The organism is Auraticoccus cholistanensis (assembly GCF_009742705.1).
In the GTDB taxonomy this organism is placed as follows: domain Bacteria; phylum Actinomycetota; class Actinomycetes; order Propionibacteriales; family Propionibacteriaceae; genus Auraticoccus; species Auraticoccus cholistanensis.
In genome coordinates this window covers 434,824-453,031 of the sequence record NZ_WPCU01000004.1, presented here as the reverse complement: position 1 = coordinate 453,031, position 18,208 = coordinate 434,824, and the positions used below count along the sequence as shown (strand labels likewise).

At 74.9% G+C, this 18,208-nt stretch carries 21 protein-coding genes; 12 read left to right on the top strand and 9 right to left on the bottom strand.

The features are described 5' to 3' along the window. Nucleotides 1-927: fibrinogen-like YCDxxxxGGGW domain-containing protein (locus GC722_RS04545; protein ID WP_197429784.1), on the bottom strand; the 927-nt coding region annotated here is incomplete at its 3' end. Between the two features lie 88 nt (nt 928-1,015). After that, nucleotides 1,016-1,921: a glycosyltransferase family 2 protein gene (locus tag GC722_RS04540; RefSeq protein ID WP_197429783.1), complete on the bottom strand. Its 906-nt coding sequence runs from the start codon at nt 1,919-1,921 to the stop codon at nt 1,016-1,018. Nucleotides 1,922-2,247: 326 nt separating this feature from the next. Here GC722_RS04540 and GC722_RS04535 point away from each other — a divergent pair, with 326 nt between their 5' ends. Next, nucleotides 2,248-3,129 carry an SDR family NAD(P)-dependent oxidoreductase gene (locus GC722_RS04535; RefSeq protein ID WP_197429782.1) on the top strand — a complete coding sequence of 294 codons (882 nt, stop codon included), beginning with the start codon at nt 2,248-2,250 and terminating at the stop codon, nt 3,127-3,129. Between the two features lie 36 nt (nt 3,130-3,165). On the opposite strand, the gene GC722_RS04530 is transcribed toward GC722_RS04535, so the two are convergent. The 4 genes from GC722_RS04530 to GC722_RS04515 form a co-directional block, all read right to left on the bottom strand. After that, complete coding sequence (locus GC722_RS04530) at nt 3,166-4,101, bottom strand: ABC transporter substrate-binding protein (RefSeq protein ID WP_156608319.1); 936 nt, start codon at nt 4,099-4,101, stop codon at nt 3,166-3,168. Nucleotides 4,102-4,207: 106 nt separating this feature from the next. Continuing rightward, a complete protein-coding gene (locus tag GC722_RS04525) occupies nt 4,208-4,912 on the bottom strand; it encodes an ABC transporter permease subunit (RefSeq protein ID WP_331714376.1) in 705 nt (234 codons plus the stop codon). Continuing rightward, the gene (locus GC722_RS04520; RefSeq protein WP_156608314.1) at nt 4,909-5,565 is read right to left on the bottom strand and encodes an ABC transporter permease; all 657 of its coding nucleotides are present in this window, start codon (nt 5,563-5,565) and stop codon (nt 4,909-4,911) included. Before GC722_RS04520 ends, GC722_RS04525 begins: the two co-directional genes overlap by 4 nt. Continuing rightward, entirely contained in the window at nt 5,565-6,899 is a 1,335-nt protein-coding gene (locus GC722_RS04515) for an ABC transporter ATP-binding protein (protein ID WP_331714375.1), read from the bottom strand. The genes GC722_RS04520 and GC722_RS04515 overlap by 1 nt, the downstream gene beginning before the upstream one ends. A gap of 140 nt (nt 6,900-7,039) precedes the next feature. Here GC722_RS04515 and GC722_RS04510 point away from each other — a divergent pair, with 140 nt between their 5' ends. Together GC722_RS04510 and GC722_RS04505 are read left to right on the top strand one after the other, a co-directional pair. Further along, nucleotides 7,040-7,798 (top strand): SCO2322 family protein, encoded by a 759-nt coding sequence (locus tag GC722_RS04510; RefSeq protein ID WP_156608312.1) that lies wholly within the window; start codon nt 7,040-7,042, stop codon nt 7,796-7,798. 42 nt (nt 7,799-7,840) lie between these two features. Next, nucleotides 7,841-8,674 carry an alpha/beta fold hydrolase gene (locus GC722_RS04505; protein ID WP_331714374.1) on the top strand — a complete coding sequence of 278 codons (834 nt, stop codon included), beginning with the start codon at nt 7,841-7,843 and terminating at the stop codon, nt 8,672-8,674. A gap of 69 nt (nt 8,675-8,743) precedes the next feature. On the opposite strand, the gene GC722_RS04500 is transcribed toward GC722_RS04505, so the two are convergent. Beyond that, nucleotides 8,744-8,929 (bottom strand): zinc ribbon-containing protein, encoded by a 186-nt coding sequence (locus GC722_RS04500; protein ID WP_156608310.1) that lies wholly within the window; start codon nt 8,927-8,929, stop codon nt 8,744-8,746. A gap of 102 nt (nt 8,930-9,031) precedes the next feature. Here GC722_RS04500 and GC722_RS18840 point away from each other — a divergent pair, with 102 nt between their 5' ends. Beyond that, nucleotides 9,032-10,237, top strand: a complete 1,206-nt coding sequence (locus tag GC722_RS18840; RefSeq protein WP_197429781.1) for an aminoglycoside phosphotransferase family protein — start codon at nt 9,032-9,034, stop codon at nt 10,235-10,237. Nucleotides 10,238-10,250: 13 nt separating this feature from the next. Here the strand turns inward: GC722_RS18840 and GC722_RS04490 are convergent, their stop codons facing one another. Next, a complete protein-coding gene (locus GC722_RS04490) occupies nt 10,251-10,559 on the bottom strand; it encodes a hypothetical protein (RefSeq protein ID WP_156608306.1) in 309 nt (102 codons plus the stop codon). 81 nt (nt 10,560-10,640) lie between these two features. Here GC722_RS04490 and GC722_RS17600 point away from each other — a divergent pair, with 81 nt between their 5' ends. The 8 genes from GC722_RS17600 to GC722_RS18120 all read left to right on the top strand — a co-directional run bounded on the left by GC722_RS17600 (nt 10,641) and on the right by GC722_RS18120 (nt 17,563). Next, entirely contained in the window at nt 10,641-11,138 is a 498-nt protein-coding gene (locus tag GC722_RS17600; RefSeq protein ID WP_197429780.1) for a DUF2243 domain-containing protein, read from the top strand. Beyond that, on the top strand, nt 11,135-11,941 hold the full coding sequence (locus tag GC722_RS04485; RefSeq protein WP_197429779.1) for a cytochrome c oxidase assembly protein: 807 nt from the start codon (nt 11,135-11,137) through the stop codon (nt 11,939-11,941). Before GC722_RS17600 ends, GC722_RS04485 begins: the two co-directional genes overlap by 4 nt. Nucleotides 11,942-12,133: 192 nt before the next feature. After that, nucleotides 12,134-14,233 (top strand): carbon starvation CstA family protein, encoded by a 2,100-nt coding sequence (locus GC722_RS04480; protein ID WP_197429853.1) that lies wholly within the window; start codon nt 12,134-12,136, stop codon nt 14,231-14,233. Then, a complete protein-coding gene (locus tag GC722_RS04475) occupies nt 14,233-14,454 on the top strand; it encodes a YbdD/YjiX family protein (RefSeq protein WP_156608304.1) in 222 nt (73 codons plus the stop codon). The genes GC722_RS04480 and GC722_RS04475 overlap by 1 nt, the downstream gene beginning before the upstream one ends. 41 nt (nt 14,455-14,495) lie before the next feature. Further along, complete coding sequence (locus GC722_RS04470; RefSeq protein ID WP_156608302.1) at nt 14,496-15,032, top strand: DUF1697 domain-containing protein; 537 nt, start codon at nt 14,496-14,498, stop codon at nt 15,030-15,032. A 236-nt stretch (nt 15,033-15,268) separates the two neighbouring features. After that, nucleotides 15,269-15,988 (top strand): hypothetical protein, encoded by a 720-nt coding sequence (locus tag GC722_RS04465; RefSeq protein ID WP_156608300.1) that lies wholly within the window; start codon nt 15,269-15,271, stop codon nt 15,986-15,988. Nucleotides 15,989-16,046: 58 nt separating this feature from the next. Beyond that, entirely contained in the window at nt 16,047-16,763 is a 717-nt protein-coding gene (locus GC722_RS04460; protein WP_197429778.1) for a toxin-antitoxin system HicB family antitoxin, read from the top strand. Continuing rightward, entirely contained in the window at nt 16,760-17,563 is an 804-nt protein-coding gene (locus tag GC722_RS18120) for a DUF4097 family beta strand repeat-containing protein (RefSeq protein WP_197429777.1), read from the top strand. The genes GC722_RS04460 and GC722_RS18120 overlap by 4 nt, the downstream gene beginning before the upstream one ends. 72 nt (nt 17,564-17,635) lie before the next feature. Here GC722_RS18120 and GC722_RS04450 read toward each other — a convergent pair. After that, on the bottom strand, nt 17,636-18,208 hold a 573-nt coding region (locus GC722_RS04450; protein WP_197429776.1), incomplete at its 5' end, for a hypothetical protein.

Below are 18,208 nucleotides of genomic sequence, written 5' to 3'. Positions count from 1 at the left end.
GTTGCCCTCACCGCCGTAGTTGGTGGCCAGTCCGGTGACGCCCCAGGTCTGGCTCAGCGCGTAGGTGCTGACCATGGCGCGGTTCTCCTTCGCCGCGGTGCCGCCGTCGGGCACCGCGGTGAAGCCCGCCGACTGCTGCGTCAGCCGCGGACGGAGCCACACCTCGGTGTACGGGCGGGCGCTGCCGCCGCCGTTGGTGCTGGACCAGAGGAAGGTCGTCGCGCTGTTGGTGCCGGTGACGCTGCCGCCGTAGGCGAAGCCGATGGTGTAGGCCTGCGCCGAGGAGACCTCGGTGTTGACCCGCTGGTAGGCCGAGTCCCGGCCGAAGTTGTTGCTCGAGCCGCCGCTGCCGCTGAAGCCGTCGAAGGAGTAGCTGCCCACCGGCAGGCCCGCGCCGAAGGACCAGCTCCAGCGGTCCCGCGCCGACAGCCGGACCCGGGCCTCCTGCCAGGTGAAGCCGCCGCCGTCGCGGGCGCGGCGCAGCCGGATGCCCTCGCTGAGGGCGCTGACGTCGCCGCCGCCGAGCAGGGCGTCGATGGTGCGGGCGGGGAGCTGGGTGGTGGCGAAGCTGGTCCGCTCGCCCAGCAGGTCGGCGGGACGTCCCTGGCCGTACTGCTGGGCCTGCCAGCCCTCACGGCCGCGGCCGACGAGCACCCAGCCGCCGCCGTCGGTGACCATGTCGCAGCGGAACTGCTGGGGTGCCTGCAGGTCGGGTGTCAGCAGCCAGTACGTCCCCGTGGGGGCCTGCGGCTGCTGCTGCTTGACCTCCCAGCAGGAGGCGGCCGCGAGCGCGGGCGAGGAGCCGTCCGGGACGGGCGTGGCCGCCTCGGCGGCGGGCGGTGCGGTGAGGACGAGGGTGATGCCGAGGCAGAGGGCCAGCAGGGTGGCGGTGCTGCGACGGATGGTTCCGGGCTGCGAGGTGCTCATGGTGCTCCGATGACAGGGTGCGTCCAGCCGTCCGGCGACGCGGTGGTGTGGTGCGGTGCGGCCCGGAGGGGGCCGCGGCGAGCGTCGCTCAGACGCCCTTGCCGACGGTCTGAGCCGCCTTCTGGATCCACGAGGCCTTGACCAGGCCGGTGCTCAGGGCCAGCGCCGCCCACGCCTGGCGCTGACCCGGGCGCGCTCGGAGCGCGGTCAGGGCTGTTCGCCGGGCTCGCCGCCGCTCCCCCACCGCACCGAGGGCGAAGGCGGTCTTGCCGTCCAGCCACGCGACGGCGGCCGGCTCACGGGCGAACTCCGGGTGCTTGGCCTTGAGGTACTCGTTGGCCTCGACGATGGTGCGCCAGCGGTCGGCGAAGAACGAGGAGCTGTGCCAGTACACCCGGGCCAGCGGACCGGGGACCGCGAGCACCGGGGCCGTACGGGCGGCCCGCAGCAGCAGGTCGTAGTCCTCGCCGTAGCCGCCGGGCAGCAGCTCGTCCACCTCGCCCAGCTGGCGCAGCCGCTCGGTGCGCATCAGGAAGGTGGAGGGGTGCAGCGCGGCGTTGCGCTCGCGGAGCAGCTGCTCGAAGGTGACCGCGCCGGGCTCGGCCAGCCGCTCGTTGACCCGGCCGTTGAAGTCGACCACGAATCCACCGGCGCAGAACCACGACGCGGGCGACTCCGCGAGGGCGGCCAGCTGGGTCACCAGCTTGCCGGGCAGCCACTCGTCGTCGTCGTCGCAGAAGGCCACGAACTCCCCCGAGGAGTGCCGGACGCCGCAGTTGCGGGCGCCCGCCAGCCCGGGCCGGGAGTCGTTGACGACCGTGCGCAGCGTGCGCGTCGGCCCCGTCAGCCCGGCCAGGTCACCGACGAGGTCGGGGTCCGGCTCGCCCTGGTCGAAGACCACGGTCACCTCGACGGTGCCGGGGTGCTCCTGGGCGAGGACGGAGCGCAGCGCCCGCCGGAGCATGGCCGGGCGGTCCCGGGTGGCGACGACCACCGACACGGAGCCGGCGACGCGCGCGGGTGGTGCCTGCTGCGGACGGACCCGGACGTCGTCGTCCTGACCGCTGCGGAGAACGGAGACCTGCTGTGGTGCGGCCGGGCGCGGAGCACCGGCATGCCGAGAGACGGCGGTGACCATGGATGACCTGCTGTCCTGAACTCCGTGACCGGAGGACAGCCCCCCGACTGTCGAGGTCATTTAATCCTATGGACGGTCCTCCGGCAAGAATTCGACGCATTTCCGTTACCGGGAGGATTTCCGCCGGTCATCCGCCTCCGCCCCCGGTGGTGCCAGCGCGGCGGCGCACTAGGGTTTCTCCCATGACCACGCGCGGCTCCGTCCTCATCACCTCGTGCGCCGACGGCCTGGGGCTGCGCATCGCGGTCACCGCCGCGGCGGCCGGGTGGCGGGTCTTCGCCACCATGCCGGACCCCTCGCGGGCGGGCGCGCTGCGCTCGGCGCTGGCCACCGCGGGGGTCGACGCCACGGTGCTGCAGCTCGACCCCGAGGACGACGCCTCGGTGACCCGGGCGGTCACGCTCGCCATGCAGGCCACCGGGAACCGGCTGGACGCGGTGGTGACCGTCCCCGGCGAGACCCCGCTCGGCTTCTTCGAGGACCTCACCGCCGCCCAGGTCCGCCACACCCTCGACGGCGTGCTGTTCGGCGCGATGGCCGTGGTGCGGGCGGCGCTGCCCACGATGCGACGGCGCCGCCAGGGCAAGATCATCACCATCAGCTCCCACGCCGCGCTGACCCCCTCCCCCACGCTGTCGGCGCTGGCCGCCGCGACCTGGGCGCTGGAGGGCTGGTCGGAGGCCCTCGCGCTGGAGGTGGCCCCCTTCGGGCTGAGCGTGACGGTGCTGCAGCCCAGCCTCGAGGGCTCGCTGACCGGCGGCACCCAGCTGCGGCGCGACAGCGGCTACCGGCTGCTGGTCGACCGGGCCGAGCCCCGGGTGCGGGCCAGCGCCCGCTACGAGGCCTCGGCCGAGCACGAGGTGGCCGACGCCGTGCTGGCCACGCTCGCCGACCCCACGCCGCCGCTGCGGCTGCCGGTCGGGCGGCAGGCCCGCTCGGCCACCTGGCGTCGCCGGCTGCTCCCGTTCCGCGGCCTGGCCGACGGCGTCGCCCGCGCCACCGGCCTCACCGGACCCGCACCGGAGTCCGGCGCCGACCGGCGCTGGCGCCGCCGCCTCGGCTGAGGTTGGCCGTCGGCGCGGCGCCCTGAGCCCGCGGGCTCAGGCCAGCCCCTTGCCGGCCAGCCACTCCGCCGCGACCTCGTCGGGGTTGCGGCGGTCGGCGTCCACGGACTTGTTGAGCGCGGTCAGGTCCTCGGTGGTCAGCGCCGCGGAGACGGCGTCCAGCGCCTCGACCGCCGCCGGGTTGTCGGCCACCGCGGAGGCCATCAGCGGGGCGACGTTCTGCGGCAGGATCATGCCCTCCGGGTCCTCCAGGGCGACGTAGCCGTTGTCGCCGATGGCTGCCTCGGTGGTGAAGAAGGTGGCGACCTGGATCTTGCCGTCGTTGAGGTCCTTGATCTTGACCGCCGGCGCGTCGTAGGGGCGGAACTCGGCGAACTCGACGCCGTAGATCTCGGCCAGCCCGGGCGGGCCGTAGGACCGCTCGGCCAGCTCGCCGGGGCCGCCGAGCACGGCCTCGTCGTCCACCTTGGTCAGGTCGGCCAGCGAGGTGATGCCGTGGGTCTGGGAGTACTCGCCCGTGACCACGTAGACGTCCTGGTCGGCGGCCGAGGAGGGCGTGCCCAGGACGAGCTGCTCCTCGGCCAGCACCTCCTCCAGCGCCGCCTCGATCTCCTCCGGGGTGGACGCCGGTGAGTTGGCGTCGTAGTAGAGCAGCAGGTTGCCGGTGTACTCGGGCACCACCGACACCGAGCCGTCCTGCAGGGCGGTGAGGTAGACCTCGCGCGAGCCGATGTTGGGCCGGGTGCTGGCGGGGACCCCGGCCGCCTCCAGCGCCTGCGCGTAGAGCTCACCCAGCACCTGCGACTCGGTGAAGTTGGCCGAGCCGACGACGACCTCCTCGCCCCCGCCGCCGCCGCTGGCGCTGGGCGAGGACGACGGTTCGGCCAGCGGGTCGCCGCCGGCGCCGCAGGCGGAGAGGGTGAGGGCGCCGGCGGTGGCCAGCGCGACGGCCAGGTGAGCGAGCTTCTTCATCGGGTGCTCCTCGTGAGGACGGCGTGGGGGTGCGGGCAGCTCCGGCCGGGACGGCCGGTGCCTGGTCGGGGCAACAGCGGGGTGCGGCGTGGTGTTCCCGTCATCGTCACGCCGTCCCGGGCTGCAGGGTGGCGAGGTGGTCGCGGTCCTCGCGGCTGATCCGGCCGGTGCGCCGCTGCAGCGCCCACCCGAGCCCGCCGAGCCCGAGGTCGACCAGCACGGCGAGCAGGGCCACCAGCACGGCACCGGCGAACATCTGCGGGTAGCCGCCCGGGCCCAGGTTCTGCCCGTCCACCACGAAGCGGCCCAGCCCGCCGGCGGCGGCCAGCGCGGCCACGGTGGCGGTGGCCACCACCTGCAGCGAGGCGCTGCGCAGCCCGGAGACGACCAGCGGCACGGCGAGCGGGAGCTCGACCTGGCGCACCAGCTGCCAGCCCGTCATCCCCAGCGCCCGCCCGGCGTGCACGGCGCCGGGGTCGGCGCCGCGGAACCCGGCGGCGGTGTTGACCAGGACCGGCGGCACGGCCAGCACGGCGAGGGCCAGCACGACGGGCAGGTACCCGCTGCCCATCAGGGTGACCACCAGCACCAGCAGCCCGAGCGTCGGCACCGCCCGGGCGGCGTTGCTCAGCCCCGACACCACGGCGTCGCCGCGGCGGGTGTGACCGATGAGGACGCCCAGCGGGATCGCCACCAGCGCGGCCAGCAGCACCGAGGCGACGCTGTAGAAGACGTGCTGGCCGATCCGGACCCAGATGCCGCTGGGACCGGCCCAGTTCTCGGCGTCGAGCAGGAAGGAGAAGACGTTCACGCGGCGGCCCCCCGGCTCCAGGGCAGGCAGAGCCGCTGCACCAGCAGGATCAGCCCGTCGAAGAGCAGCGCGAGGGCGACGATCAGCACGATGCCCACGACGATCGGGGTGTAGAAGCCCTGCCGCAGACCGAGGTCGAAGAGCTCACCCAGCGCGCCGAGCCCGATCACCGCCCCCACGCTGACCAGGGCGATGTTCGAGACGGTGACCACCCGCAGGCCGGCGAAGACCACCGGCATCGCCAGCGGCAGCTCCACGGTCAGCACCCGCCGCAGCGGTCCCATCCCCATCGCCTGCGCGGCCTGACGGGTCTGCGCCGGCACCCCGCGGAAGCCGTCGACCACGCTGCGCACCAGCAGGGCCACCGTGTAGATGGTCAGCGCCACCACGATGTTGAGCGGGTCCAGGATGCGGGTCCCCAGCACCAGCGGCAGGGCGACGAAGAGGGCCAGCGAGGGCACCGAGTAGACCACCCCGAACAGGGCCAGCAGCGGACCGGCCACCGCCCGGGTGCGGGAGACCGCGTAGCCGAGCGGCAGGGAGATCACCAGCGCGGCCACCACCGGGGTCAGTGCCAGCACGAGGTGCAGCCCGAGCAGGCCGACGATGTCCTGACCGTCGGCCAGGTTGCGCGCGATCCAGTCCAGGTCCATCAGGACGCGGCCTCGCGCTCGTCGTCGGCCGGCCCGGCCGGCGCAGCCCCGTCCGGCGGCGGCGTGGTCCTCCGGTCCGGCGACGGGGTCGGCGGGTGCCCGACCTCCTGCCGGGGGGCGGCGGGGTCGGCGGGCGGCCCGGCCTCCTCGTGCAGGGTGGCGGGATCGGCGGACGGCGCGTCGCCGTCGTCGGGCGCCGCGGCGACGGCGGAGCCGTGCCGTTCGGCCACCTGCAGCCGACGCCGCCGGACCGCCTCGAGGGCGTCGGCGGCGCTCACCACCCCGGCGAGCCGGCCGCTGCTCTGCACCGCCACGGCCAGCCCCACGGGTGAGGACAGGGCGGCGTCGACCACGGCCCGCAGCGTGTCGGTCTCGGCGGCGAAGGTGGCGCCCAGCGGCAGCAGGGTGCTGCCGTGCGCGGCGTCGGCCCAGCCCAGCGGACGTCCCTCGCCGTCCACCACCACCGCCGGGGAGGAACCGGTGGCGACGCTGGCCGCCGAGCGCACCGAGCGGATCCGCGCGACCGGCAGCCCCGCGGCCGGGGCGAAGGTGAGCGCGCGGTAGCCGCGGTCGCGGCCGACGAACCCGGCCACGAAGTCGTCCAGCGGCCGGTCGAGGATCTCGTCGGGGGTGCCCATCTGGGCGATCCGGCCGCCCACCCGCATGATCACCACCTGGTCGCCCATGATCATCGCCTCGTCGATGTCGTGGGTGATCATCACGATGGTCTTGCCCAGCTCGCGCTGCAGCCCCTTTACCAGCTCCTGCAGGTCGGCGCGGACCACCGGGTCCACGGCCGAGAAGGGCTCGTCCATCAGCAGCAGCACCGGGTCCGCGGCCAGCGCCCGGGCCACCCCCACGCGTTGCTGCTGCCCGCCGCTGAGCTGGGCGGGGAACCGCTGCGCCAGCGAGCGGTCCAGCCCCACGAGCGACAGCAGCTCCAGCGCGCGCGAGCGGCTGCGCGCCCGGCTCCAGCCGAGCAGCGTCGGCACGGTGCAGATGTTGTCCAGCACCGTCCGGTGCGGGAAGAGACCCCCGCTCTGGATCACGTAGCCCATCTGGCGGCGAAGCGTCGTCCGCCTGATCTGCGGCAGCGGGGTGCCGTCCCAGCTGATCGATCCGGCGGTGGGCTCGATCATCCGGTTGATCATCTGCAGGGTGGTGGTCTTGCCGCAGCCCGAGGGACCGACCAGCACCGACACCTGGTCGGAGGGCAGCACCAGGTCCAGCTCCGAGACCGCCGTGGTGCCGTCCCGGTACGTCTTGCTGACCGCCTCGAAAGTGATCACTGCCTGCCCGTCGTCGTCCTCCGCCACGCTCGCCCGCAGCGACACCGACGACACTAGACCAGCCCACCGACGAGAACCCGCAGCCGTGGCGTCCACGCCGCGAGGGCCGGCGCCGGCTCCCAGTAGGCTGCCGCGAGGTCACGGCCCGAGCCCGTGACGGCACGACCACAGGAGGAACGCCCCGCATGGCCCGACCCGTCAGCCCGCTCCCCGGACGCCTGAGCACCCTCCCCCGTGCGGGCGCCGCCCTGGTGCTGGCGGTGGTGGCGCTGCTCAGCGCGGCCCCCTCCGCCTCCGCCGAGACGGCCTACCGCTACTGGGCCTACTTCACCGCCGAGCAGGGCAGCTGGACCGCGGCCACCACCGGCCCCGCGGACGTCACCCCGACCGAGGGCTCGGTGCAGGCCATGCGCTTCGCCGTGCACGGCAGCGAGGCGCGCGCTCCCCGCACCACCCCCGACTTCGAGGCCGTCTGCGGCGACGTGGCCGCCCCCGCCGAGGGCGCCCGGGTGGCCGTGCTGGTCGACCCGGGGACCGCCGAGGACGCCCCCGAGGGCGGTACCGGCCCCGGCACCCCGACCGCCACCTGCGTGCTCGCCGCCCCCGGCGACACCGCCCGCGACGTCTTCGAGGCGGTGGCCGAGGTCCGCGACTCCGACGGCCTGATCTGCGCCCTGGCCGGGTACCCGGCCACCGGCTGCGGCGACCCGGCCCCGGCCAGCGCGGTGGGCACCGACAGCGAGGTCCAGTTCGAGGTCCGGCCGCCGGTGGGCTTCTCCGAGGTCCCGCCCTCCGCCGCCCCCTCCGGCGACCCCGCAGACGGCACCGACCCGGCCGACGACGGCGCCAGCCCGGGCCTGATCACCCTCGGCGTCGTGGTGGCCGCCCTGCTGCTGGCCGCCGTGGCCGCGCTGCTCGGGCGCCGGCGGCGCGGGCGTCCCTGACCCCGGCACCGACCGCCGAGACGACCGGGAGGAGCAGCACCCGTGACCGGATGGCACCTGCCTGAGACGTTCCGCAGCTCCTCGGGCGAGGTCCGCTGGGCCCGGCTGGGTCGAGCCGGCCAGCCGCCCGTCGTGCTGCTGCACGGCACGCCCTTCTCCTCGTTCGTCTGGCGTGCTGTCGCCCGCGCACTGGCCTCCCGGTACCAGGTGCTGGTGTGGGACATGCCCGGCTACGGGACGTCGGAGAAGGCCGCCGGCCAGGACGTCTCGCTCGCGGCCCAGGGCAGGGTGTTCACCGAGCTGCTGGCGCACTGGGACCTGGCGGAGCCGTCCGTGGTCGCCCACGACTTCGGCGGTGCGGTGGCCCTGCGGGCGCACCTGCTGCACGGCGCCCGCTACCGCGCCCTCGCGCTCGTCGACGCGGTCGCGCTGTCCCCGTGGGGCTCCCCGTTCTTCCGGCTGGTCCGCCAGCACCCCGACGTCTTCGCGCAGCTGCCGCCGGCGCTGCACGCGGCGCTGGTGCGTGAGTACGTCACCTCGGCCAGCAGCCCGGGCCTGCACCCCGCCGTCCTGGACCAGCTGGTTCAGCCCTGGCTCGGCGACCCCGGACAGGCGGCCTTCTACCGCCAGATCGCCCAGGCCGACCAGTCCCACACCGACGAGGTGCAGGACCGGTACGGCGAGATCGAGCTGCCGACGCTGGTGTGCTGGGGCCAGGACGACACCTGGCTCCCGCTGGCCAGGGGTGAGGAGCTCGCCGCGCGCATCCCGGGCGCGCGGCTGCACCCCGTCGCCGGAGCGGGGCACCTCGTCCAGGAGGACGCACCCGCCGAGCTCACGGCCACGCTGATCGGGTTCCTGGAGCAGCGGGGCTGACGACGGGCTGCTCCCGGGGCTGGAGCCCGTCCGTGGTGGTGGGCCGGCGCAGCCGCGGCCCGACGCCGGCTAGTGCCGGTCCGGATAGGGGTCGTCGACCGAGTCGCCGCCGCTGAGCGTGCGGTACTGGCCGTTGCGGCAGCTCGGGCAGGGCGGGAGGTGCTTGATCGACGTCACCTCCTGGTGGTAGCCGCAGCTCGTGCACTCGTAGGTGCCGGCGGAGACGTCGCTGCCGGCGGGAACGGGATCAGCCATGTCCTCCTCCTACCCCGCTGCGGACCGGACCACCGCACCGGGCCGGTGGGCCGGCGGGAAACCCCTCGCCGCGGCCGCCTCCGGTTGGCTACCGTCCGGCGCGTGACCAGCACCGGGAAGGACGTGACCGTGGTGCTGTGCACCGGTGACGGGCAGCTGCTGGGCGCGCTGCCACCCTTCCCCGTGCCGACCCCGTGGTGGCCCGAGGTCGCGGAGGTGGTCGAGGGCTGCCGGCGCCGCCACCACGTGGAGGTCACCGTGCTGCGGCTGCTGACCGCTCCCGACGACGCCGTCTTCGGCGGCGCGGTCGCCTACCTGGCCGAGGTCGGCGGACCGGTCCCCGGCGGGCTGCGGCCCTGGCCGGGCGACCCCACCGCCGACCACCCGCTGCGCCAGGCCTACGCCCGCCCCGGTGGACCGGCCCGCGAGCTGGCCTGGGCGGAGGCCGCGCTCGCCGCCGAGGGCCGGACCCTCACCGGCCGGCCGCAGCAGGTCAAGACCTGGAACCTGTCCAGCATCTGGCGCCTCCCCACCACCGCCGGGGACGCCTGGCTCAAGAGCGTCCCGCCGTTCTTCGCCCACGAGGGGCTGCTGATGCGCGCCCTCGACCCCGCCTCGGTGCCGCGGCCGATCGCCGCCGAACCCGGTCGCGTGCTGCTGCCCGACGTCTCGGGCGTCGACCACTTCGGGGCCGGCGGCGAGACGCTGCTGCCGATGGTGGAGCAGCTGGTGGCGCTGCAGCTGGCCTTCGTCGGCCGCACCGGAGAGCTGTCCGCCCTGGGCGTCCCCGACCGGCGGCTGGACGCCCTCGCGCCGCGGCTGGCGGCCGTGGTCGAGGAGCAGGCGGCAGCGTTGACCGGGGACGAGCGGCGCCGGCTCGACCACCTGCTGCAGACCCTCGACGCCCGCGCCGTCGCGCTGGCCGGGTGCGGTGTCCCCGACACCCTGGTCCACGGCGACTTCCACCCCGGCAACGTCCGCGGGACGGCCGGCCGCCACGTCGTCCTGGACTGGTCCGACGCCGCCGTCGGGCACCCGCTGGGCGACGAGCTGGCGTTCTGCCGGGGCCTGGGTGCCGAGGACCGCGCCCGCGTCCGCGCCGCCTGGGCGAGCGCCTGGCGCCGGGCCGTCCCGGGCTGCGAGCCGGAGCGGGCGGCGGAGCTGCTGCGGCCGGTGATGCCGCTGCTCGCGGCGCTGCTCTACGCCGACTTCTGCGCGCAGATCGAGCCCGACGAGCGCGTCTACCACGCCCGCGACGTCCCGGCGGCCCTGCGCCAGGCGGCCTCGGAGCCGGTTCCGGCCGGCTGAGCCGTCGGACCGGTCAGCTCAGGGTGGCGGGTCCCAGGACGTCGGGGACGCGGTAGGTCAGCTCCGGCTGGGACGCCGGGAACAGCAGCACCGAGGCCGGGCAGGGGCTCAGCATCCCCATCAGGTGCACGCTGACGTGCACCGGCCGGTCGGCGGGGATCTCGAAGACCGCCACCGGCCAGGTGACCACGTAGGCACGCCCGTCGACGGCCACCACGGGGGCGACCGCCCGGGTCGCGCCGACCTCGAGGCGCACCGTGAGCAGCCGGCGACCACCCGCGTGGTGCTCGACGTAGGGGATCGGGGGCGGCGCAGGCTGCATGGGCACAGTGTGGCGTCTCCGCGGTCCGGGTACCGGCCCTCGGAGGCGCCCGACCGCGGGCGTCCACCCCGAGGAGCAGCCATGACCACCGCGGAACCCGCCCGCACCCCGGTGCGCGGCGCGGGCGCGTCGGCCGGCGGGCCGGACCGCCGCACCGTGCTCTCCGGTGTGCTGTTCGGCTGCGGGGTCGCGGCCTCGATGATCGACCTGGTGGTCTTCCACCTCGGGCTGCAGTGGCACCACTTCTACGACCGCTCCACCACCCGCGTCGCCCTGGTCAGCGACGGGGTGCTGCACGCGCTGAGCTGGTCGGTCACGGTCTGGGGGCTGTTCCTGCTGGCCGACGTCCGCCGCCGGGGCGAGGTGTCGTGGCGGCGCTGGACCGCTGCGGTGGTGACCGGGGTGGGCGCCTTCCAGCTCTTCGACGGGGTGGTCGACCACAAGCTGCTGCGGGTGCACCAGATCCGTTACGGCGTCGACCTGCTGCCCTACGACGCGGTGTGGATCGCCACCTCGGCGGTGGTGCTGGTGGCAGGACTGCTGCTGCTGCGCCGCAGCCGGCCGGGGCGGCGGACGTGACCCCCGCCCACGTCCACGCCCCCGGCGCCGGGCCCGACCCGCACACCGTGGTGGTGGTCGCGCTGCTGGCACTGGCGTCGCTGGCCCAGCTGCTGGCCTCGCGGCGGGCCGGGCGGCGGGGCCGCTGGCCGCTCGCGCGGACGCTCAGCTGGCAGCTGGGTCTGCTGAGCCTCGGGCTGGGGCTGGCCGGGCCCGTCGCCGCGGCGCGCACCGACTTCGTGGCGCACATGCTCGGGCACCTGCTGGTCGGCATGGTGGCCCCGCTGCTGCTGGTGCTGGCGGCCCCGGTCACGCTGGCGCTGCGGGTGCTCCCGGTGGCCACCGCCCGGCGGCTGACCCGGCTGCTGCGCAGCCCCGTGGTCCGCGTGCTGACCCACCCGGTCACCGCCGCCGTGCTCGACGCCGGCGGGCTGTGGCTGCTCTACACCACCGGCCTGTGGCAGCTGACCTCCTCAGGCCCCGGTCACGCCCTGGTGCACGTCCACGTGCTGCTCGCCGGGTACCTGTTCACCGCGGCGGTCGTGGGCGTCGACCCCGACCCGCACCGCAGCCCGGTGGCGGTCCGCGCGACGGTGCTCGTCGCCTTCGTGGCCGCCCACTCGGTGCTGGCGAAGTGGTTGTACGCCCACCCGCCGGCCGGGACCGGGGTGCGGGAGGCCGAGGTCGGGGCGCAGCTGATGTACTACGGCGGCGACGTGGTGCACCTCGCGCTGATGGTGCTGCTGGGCCTGGCCTGGTACCGCGCCACCGGACGGCTTCGGACGCCGGACCGTCTGGTGCGCCAGAGGGCGGCGAAGGCATAGGTTGCCCCAGTCCCACCGAGTCCTCGAAGGAGCAGGCACGTGTCCCAGCGCAGCACCACGGCAGACGAGGCCAGCCGGCGTCCGCCCGCCGCCATCGACGCCGAGGCCCAGGAGCGCGAGGAGCGCCGCTGGACCCCCCGCAAGATCGTCGTCTGGGGCGCGGTCGCGCTGCTCGGCGCGGTCGCCTGGTCGATGATCGCCCTCGTCCGGGGCGAGACCATCAACGCCATCTGGTTCGTCTTCGCCGCGGTGTGCACCTTCCTGATCGCCTACCGCTTCTACACCAAGGTGATCGAGCGCCACGTCACCAAGCCCGACGACACCCGCGCGACGCCAGCCGAGTACGCCGAGAACGGCCAGGACTTCATGCCGACCGACCGGCGCGTGCTGTTCGGCCACCACTTCGCCGCCATCGCCGGCGCCGGACCGCTGGTCGGACCGGTGCTGGCCGCGCAGATGGGCTACCTGCCGGGGACGATCTGGATCGTGGCCGGCGTGGTCTTCGCCGGCGCCGTCCAGGACTACCTGGTGCTGTTCTTCTCGATGCGCCGCCACGGCCGCTCGCTGGGGCAGATGGCCCGCGACGAGCTCGGCCGCATCGGCGGCACCGCGGCCATCCTGGCCACCCTGCTGATCATGGTGATCATCGTGGCCATCCTCGCCCTGGTGGTGGTCAACGCCCTCGGCGAGAGCCCCTGGGGCGTGTTCAGCGTCGGCATGACGCTGCCGATCGCGCTGTTCATGGGCGTCTACCTGCGCTACCTGCGCCCGGGCAAGGTCAGCGAGATCTCGGTGATCGGCTTCGTGCTGCTGATGGCGGCCATCGTGGCCGGCTCCTGGGTCTCCCAGCACCCGGTGCTGGCCGAGGTGTTCACCCTCGAGCGGACCACCATCGCCTGGCTCATCATCGTCTACGGCTTCATCGCCGCCGTGCTGCCGGTGTGGCTGCTGCTGGCCCCGCGCGACTACCTCTCCACGTTCATGAAGATCGGCACCATCGTGATGCTCGCGGTGGCCATCGTCGTCGTGCGCCCCGTGCTGGAGGCCCCGGCGCTGAGCGAGTTCGCCGGCGGCGACACCGGCCCGGTCTGGTCGGGCTCGCTGTTCCCGTTCCTCTTCGTCACCATCGCCTGCGGGGCGCTCTCGGGCTTCCACGCCCTGATCTCCTCCGGCACCACGCCGAAGCTGGTCGAGAAGGAGCGCCAGACCCGGCTGATCGGCTACGGCGGCATGCTGATGGAGTCCTTCGTGGCGATCATGGCCCTCGTCGCCGCGCTCAGCATCGACCGCGGCATCTACTTCGCCATGAACGCCTCCGCCGCGGCCACCGGCGGGACACCCGAGACGGCGGCCGCCTTCGTCAACGGCCTGGGGCTGACGGGGGTGGACCTGACCCCGGAGGCCCTGGAGGAGACCGCCCGCTCGGTGGGTGAGGAGTCGGTCATCTCCCGCACCGGCGGCGCCCCGACGCTGGCCCTGGGGCTGGCGATGATCATGCAGCAGCTCACCCACAGCGGGATGACCTCGTTCTGGTACCACTTCGCGATCATGTTCGAGGCGCTGTTCATCCTCACCGCCGTGGACGCCGGCACCCGGGTGGCGCGGTTCCAGCTGCAGGAGTCGCTGGGCAACGTGGTCCCCCGCTTCCGCGACACCTCCTGGCGGGTCGGCTCGTGGGTGTGCACCGCGATCATGGTGGGCGGCTGGGGCGCCATCCTGCTGCTGGGCGTCACCGACCCGCTGGGCGGCATCAACACGTTCTTCCCGCTGTTCGGCATCTCCAACCAGCTGCTGGCGGCCATCGCGCTGGCCATCTGCATGGCCATCGCGGCCAAGGGCGGGGTCCGCCGGTGGCTGTGGATCCCGGCGGTGCCGCTGGCCTTCGCCGCGGTGGTGACCATCACCGGGTCGCTGCACAAGATCTTCTCCCCCAACCCGGCCGTGGGCTACTGGGCGCAGAACCAGGTGTTCCGCGACGCCCTGGCCGCGGGGAAGACCAGCCAGGGGACGGCCACCTCGCCCGAGGCGATGCAGGCCGTGGTGCGCAACACGACGGTGCAGGGCACGCTGTCGGTGGTCTTCCTGGCCCTGGCGGTGGTCGTCATCGTCGCCTCGCTGGTGTCGGTGGTCAGGACGCTGCGCGGGGTCGGGACGCCCAGCAGCGAGGAGCCGGCCGTGCCCTCGCAGATCTTCGCTCCGGCCGGGTTCCTGCCCACGCCGGCGGAGAAGGAGCTGCAGGCCCGGTGGGCCGAGCACGACGGCTCCCGGACGTCGCCGGTGAGGAGCCACTGATGGCCGCACTGGCAGGCACCCCGCGCGGCGGCTGGAGCAGCCTCCGCAGCGGCTGGAGCAGCCTGCGCTGGTACGTCCGCGGGGTGCTGGGCGGGTCGGCCTACGACGGCTACCTGGCCTGGCACGCCCGCCACGGCCACGGCCGTCCGATGACCGAGGCCGAGTACTGGCGCTCCCGCAGCGACCACCAGGAGGCCAACCCCCAGGGCCGCTGCTGCTGAACGCGGCCGACGACGGGAACCGGACGAGGACGGGAGACGGGATGGACGACGGGCTCCGGGTGCTGCTGCTGCGGGCGGTGAACGTCGGCGGCGCGAAGCTGCCGATGGCCGAGCTGCGGGAGCTGGCCGAGGGCCTCGGTGCCACCCGGGTGTCGACCTACATCGCCTCGGGCAACTTGCTGTGCGTCCCACCCGGGGACTGGCGGGAGTTCGACCGGGCCCTCGAGCGGGCGGTCGAGCAGCGCTTCGGCTTCTTCCGGGAGGTGGTGTCGCGGACCCCGGCCGAGCTGCAGCGGGCCCTGGACGCCCACCCCTTCGAGGTGCTCCACCCCCGGTTCTCCTCCATCGTCTTCCTGACCGGACACCCCGCCGCCGAGGTGGTCGAGCGGGCCCGGCAGGTCGACACCGGTCCCGAGCTGTGGCGGCTGGTCGGGGAGGAGGTGCACGTCCGCTACGCCGACGGCGCCGGCCGGGCGCACCCAGGCCTCGACCGCGCGCTCCGCACGCTGGGGGTGCCCGGCACCGCCCGCAACCTCAGCACCGTGCGCAAGCTGGTCGACCTCTGCCGGGCCGGCTGACCTCGTCACGGGAAGCGTCCCCGAAGTCCCGCGGAGCCGGAATACCCGGGGAGGGGGACCGGTTGTGCTGGTCGACCGGTGCGGGACGGAGTCCCCGGGCCTCACCCATCGCCGTCGCGGAACACCTACGGGAGCCGCGTCGCGCACCTCGCCGCGAGGCGACCGCCGCACCGGTCCTCACTCCCTCCCGGCGATACCCGGTTGCTGCCCGCTCCGGCCGGCCGGATGCTGGCCGGGTGGACCCCACTCCCGACGCCTTCCGCGCGCTGGCCCGCAGCTCGCCGTGGCGCTTCCGCACGCTGCACCTCACCCACCGCGACGCCGGGCACGCCGTCGAGGCGTGGCTGCGCCGCCCGGGTGACCTGCTCGTCCGCGACGGCGACCGGCTGGTCCGCACGCAGGGTCCGCCGCAGAGCGTCTCGGGGTTCCGGCTCGACACCGGTACCGGTCGCGTCGTGCCGCTGGACGACCCGTCACCGCTGTGGCCGCAGGACGTCGACCCGCCGCTGCGTCCCGACGGGCTGGTGGCCGAGCGCCCCGACGGGCCCGACTACGGGGACCCGATGCACCAGAACTACCGCTGGGTCGCCAGCCTGGACCCGGTCGAGCTCAGCCACCACGTGCAGGTGCGCGGGCTCGAGGCCGGGCTGCGCGCCGGACGTCCCACCTGGACCGCGGAGGTCGTCCCCGAGGAGGGCTACGACCCCCGCTGCGGCTGCTGCCCGCTGCTGTTCTCCGCCGTCTCCGAGTGCGACGAGACCGCCGGCAGCGGGTACCCGCCCTGGCACGTGCGCAACCCGGTCGGTCGCTACCCCGACGCGTACCGGGTGGGGCTGGACGTGGCCACCGGGGTGGTGGTCTCCCTGCACCCGGTGGGTGGGGCGGGGCTGCCCCGGCTGGACCTCGAGATCGACATCCACGCCGTCGACGCCGACCTGAACGCGCTGTTCGGCTGACATCATCGTGACGCCATAAACCTTGCCTATGACGTCATCATGGTGTCATAGTGATGTCATGAACATCGACAGCTATCTCGAGTCGGTCCGCACCGGTGTCCGTGACGCCGCCGCGCTGGCCGACGACCGCACCCGCCAGGTGGCGGACCAGCTCAGCACCGCGCTCGAGTCCACGGTCCGCCTCACCCTCGTCCAGGCCCTCTCCGACGCCGCGACCGAGCTCAGCTACCACCTCGCGCCCAGCTCGGTCGCGCTGCGCCTGGACGGCGGCGAACCCCGCTTCGAGGTCACCGTCGTCGACCCAGAGGAGGAGCCCACCGTGCTCGCCGCCGAGGAGGAGGTCGAGGAGGAGACGGAGCAGCCCGGCGACGAGCCGATGGCGCGGATCAGCCTGCGGCTGCCGCAGTCGCTCAAGGAGCGCGCCGACCAGCTCGCCGACGAGCAGGGCGTCTCCACCAACGTCTGGATCACCCAGGCCATCATGCGGGCCAGCCGACCCCGAGGCGGGCGCGGCGGCTGGGGCGACCCGGGCCGCGGCGGGCGCCGGGGCGAGGGCGAGGGCCGGCCCGAGGGCGGGCGCGGCCGGCGCCGGCACTGGGACGGACCGATGGCCGACGACGGCTCCGGGTTCGGTCCGCCGGTCCCGCCGGTCCCGCCGGACCTGCCCTTCCCGCCCGGCTTCCCCTTCGGTCCCCGGCACGGCCACGGCCCGCGCGGCCGGGGCGGCCGCCGTGGCCCGGAGTCCGGCGGCAACGTGCAGGGGTGGGTCCGGTGAGCACCGGCGAGCTCGTCACCCGCGAGGTCGCCGCGGCCGACGTGGACGTCCTCGAGGTGAGCCTGCCGGCCGGCCGCATCCGGCTGCGACCCGCCGCCGACGGCGGGATCCGCGGCACGCTGACCGCCTCCGCCGAGGCCCAGGAGCTGATCACCGTCGAGGTCCGCGGCCGGGTCCTGGTCGTCGGCACCGACCCCGCCCGCTGCTCCGCCGTGGCGCGCGGCGGGTGGCAGCGGCTGCTGGAGACGGTCGAGCTGGTGCTCGAGGTTCCCGAGGGGACCGACCTGGACTGCCGCACCGGCGCCGGCGAGGTGGACTGCACGGTCCCGCTGGGCCGCGTGACGCTCAGCAGCGGCAGCGGCCGCGCCCGGCTGCTGCAGGTGCGCGACACCGACGCCCGCTCCGGCGCCGGCACGCTGACCATCGACCGCGTCACCCGGTCGGCCCGGCTGACGACCGGGGCCGGGCGCATCGAGCTGGGGACGGTCACCGGTCCGGTGCAGGCCACCACGGGCGCCGGCTCCATCGAGGTCGGACGGCTGGAGGGGCCGCTGCAGGCCTCCTCGGCCGCGGGCCAGGTGTCCGTGGCGCAGACCACCGAGTCGGTGCGCGCCCGCACGGCGGCGGGGTCCATCTCGGTCGGCGTGGCCGACGGCGTGCCCGCGCTGCTCGACCTGCGCACCGGGCTGGGACGGGTCCGGGTCGACCTGGAACCGGCGGGTCCGCCGGCCGAGGACGAGCACCACCTCCAGGTGCACGCCCGCAGCGCGATGGGCGACATCCACCTGTTCCGCGCCTGACGACCGGTGGCCCGGGCGCCGTCGGCGGCCTCCTGCCACGGTGGCCACGACGGGGTCGGCCGGTCGTACGGTTCAGCGCTGGTCGCGGGAGGGGTCGGGGACCGCCACCCCGAAGTCACGCTCGTAGCTCTCCTCGACGTTGTCCAGCTGGTGGCCGCTGCCGCCGTCGGACTGCAGCAGGCCGTCGCCGTACCCGATCGGTGCCCCCACGGCGTCGTGGACGTACTGGCTGCCGGGGATGCCCTCCTGAGCCCTGGTGAGGAGGTCGTCGCCGGTGCGGTAGGCGCGCACCTGGCCGTCCTCGGCCTGCTGCAGCAGCGCCTCCGCACTGGTGCCGTTGGCGCGGGCGACGTAGTCCACCGTGGCGTCGGAGACCCCGGCGGCGTTGTAGGTGACGGCCGCGTTGCCCGAGGCCAGGCTGGCGATCGACGCCAGCCGCCCACCGAGGGAGTGCCCGGTGTAGACCACGTCGTCCCCGCCGGGAGAGCTGCTGATCGCCTCCGCGACGGCCAGCGCCTGCTCCGTCTGCGGGGACAGGGTGCCGGCCCCGACCGCGTCCTCGACGATGTCGGGGGTCGCCCCGCCCGGACCGACCGTCGTGCCGCCGAAGGCGACGACCGGACCGTCGGGCCCCATGAACACCTC

What these genes read in the sequence shown, in the direction of transcription:
- GC722_RS04490 (WP_156608306.1), bottom strand. Translation starts at nt 10,559, where the DNA reads ATGCAGCCTGCGCCGCCCCCGATCCCCTACGTCGAGCACCACGCGGGT.
- GC722_RS04500 (WP_156608310.1), bottom strand. Translation starts at nt 8,929, where the DNA reads ATGGCTGATCCCGTTCCCGCCGGCAGCGACGTCTCCGCCGGCACCTAC.
- GC722_RS04470 (WP_156608302.1), top strand. Translation starts at nt 14,496, where the DNA reads ATGGACGACGGGCTCCGGGTGCTGCTGCTGCGGGCGGTGAACGTCGGC.
- GC722_RS04530 (WP_156608319.1), bottom strand. Translation starts at nt 4,101, where the DNA reads ATGAAGAAGCTCGCTCACCTGGCCGTCGCGCTGGCCACCGCCGGCGCC.
- GC722_RS04460 (WP_197429778.1), top strand. Translation starts at nt 16,047, where the DNA reads ATGAACATCGACAGCTATCTCGAGTCGGTCCGCACCGGTGTCCGTGAC.
- GC722_RS04520 (WP_156608314.1), bottom strand. Translation starts at nt 5,565, where the DNA reads ATGGACCTGGACTGGATCGCGCGCAACCTGGCCGACGGTCAGGACATC.
- GC722_RS04535 (WP_197429782.1), top strand. Translation starts at nt 2,248, where the DNA reads ATGACCACGCGCGGCTCCGTCCTCATCACCTCGTGCGCCGACGGCCTG.
- GC722_RS17600 (WP_197429780.1), top strand. Translation starts at nt 10,641, where the DNA reads ATGACCACCGCGGAACCCGCCCGCACCCCGGTGCGCGGCGCGGGCGCG.
- GC722_RS04480 (WP_197429853.1), top strand. Translation starts at nt 12,134, where the DNA reads ATGATCGCCCTCGTCCGGGGCGAGACCATCAACGCCATCTGGTTCGTC.
- GC722_RS04475 (WP_156608304.1), top strand. Translation starts at nt 14,233, where the DNA reads ATGGCCGCACTGGCAGGCACCCCGCGCGGCGGCTGGAGCAGCCTCCGC.
- GC722_RS04510 (WP_156608312.1), top strand. Translation starts at nt 7,040, where the DNA reads ATGGCCCGACCCGTCAGCCCGCTCCCCGGACGCCTGAGCACCCTCCCC.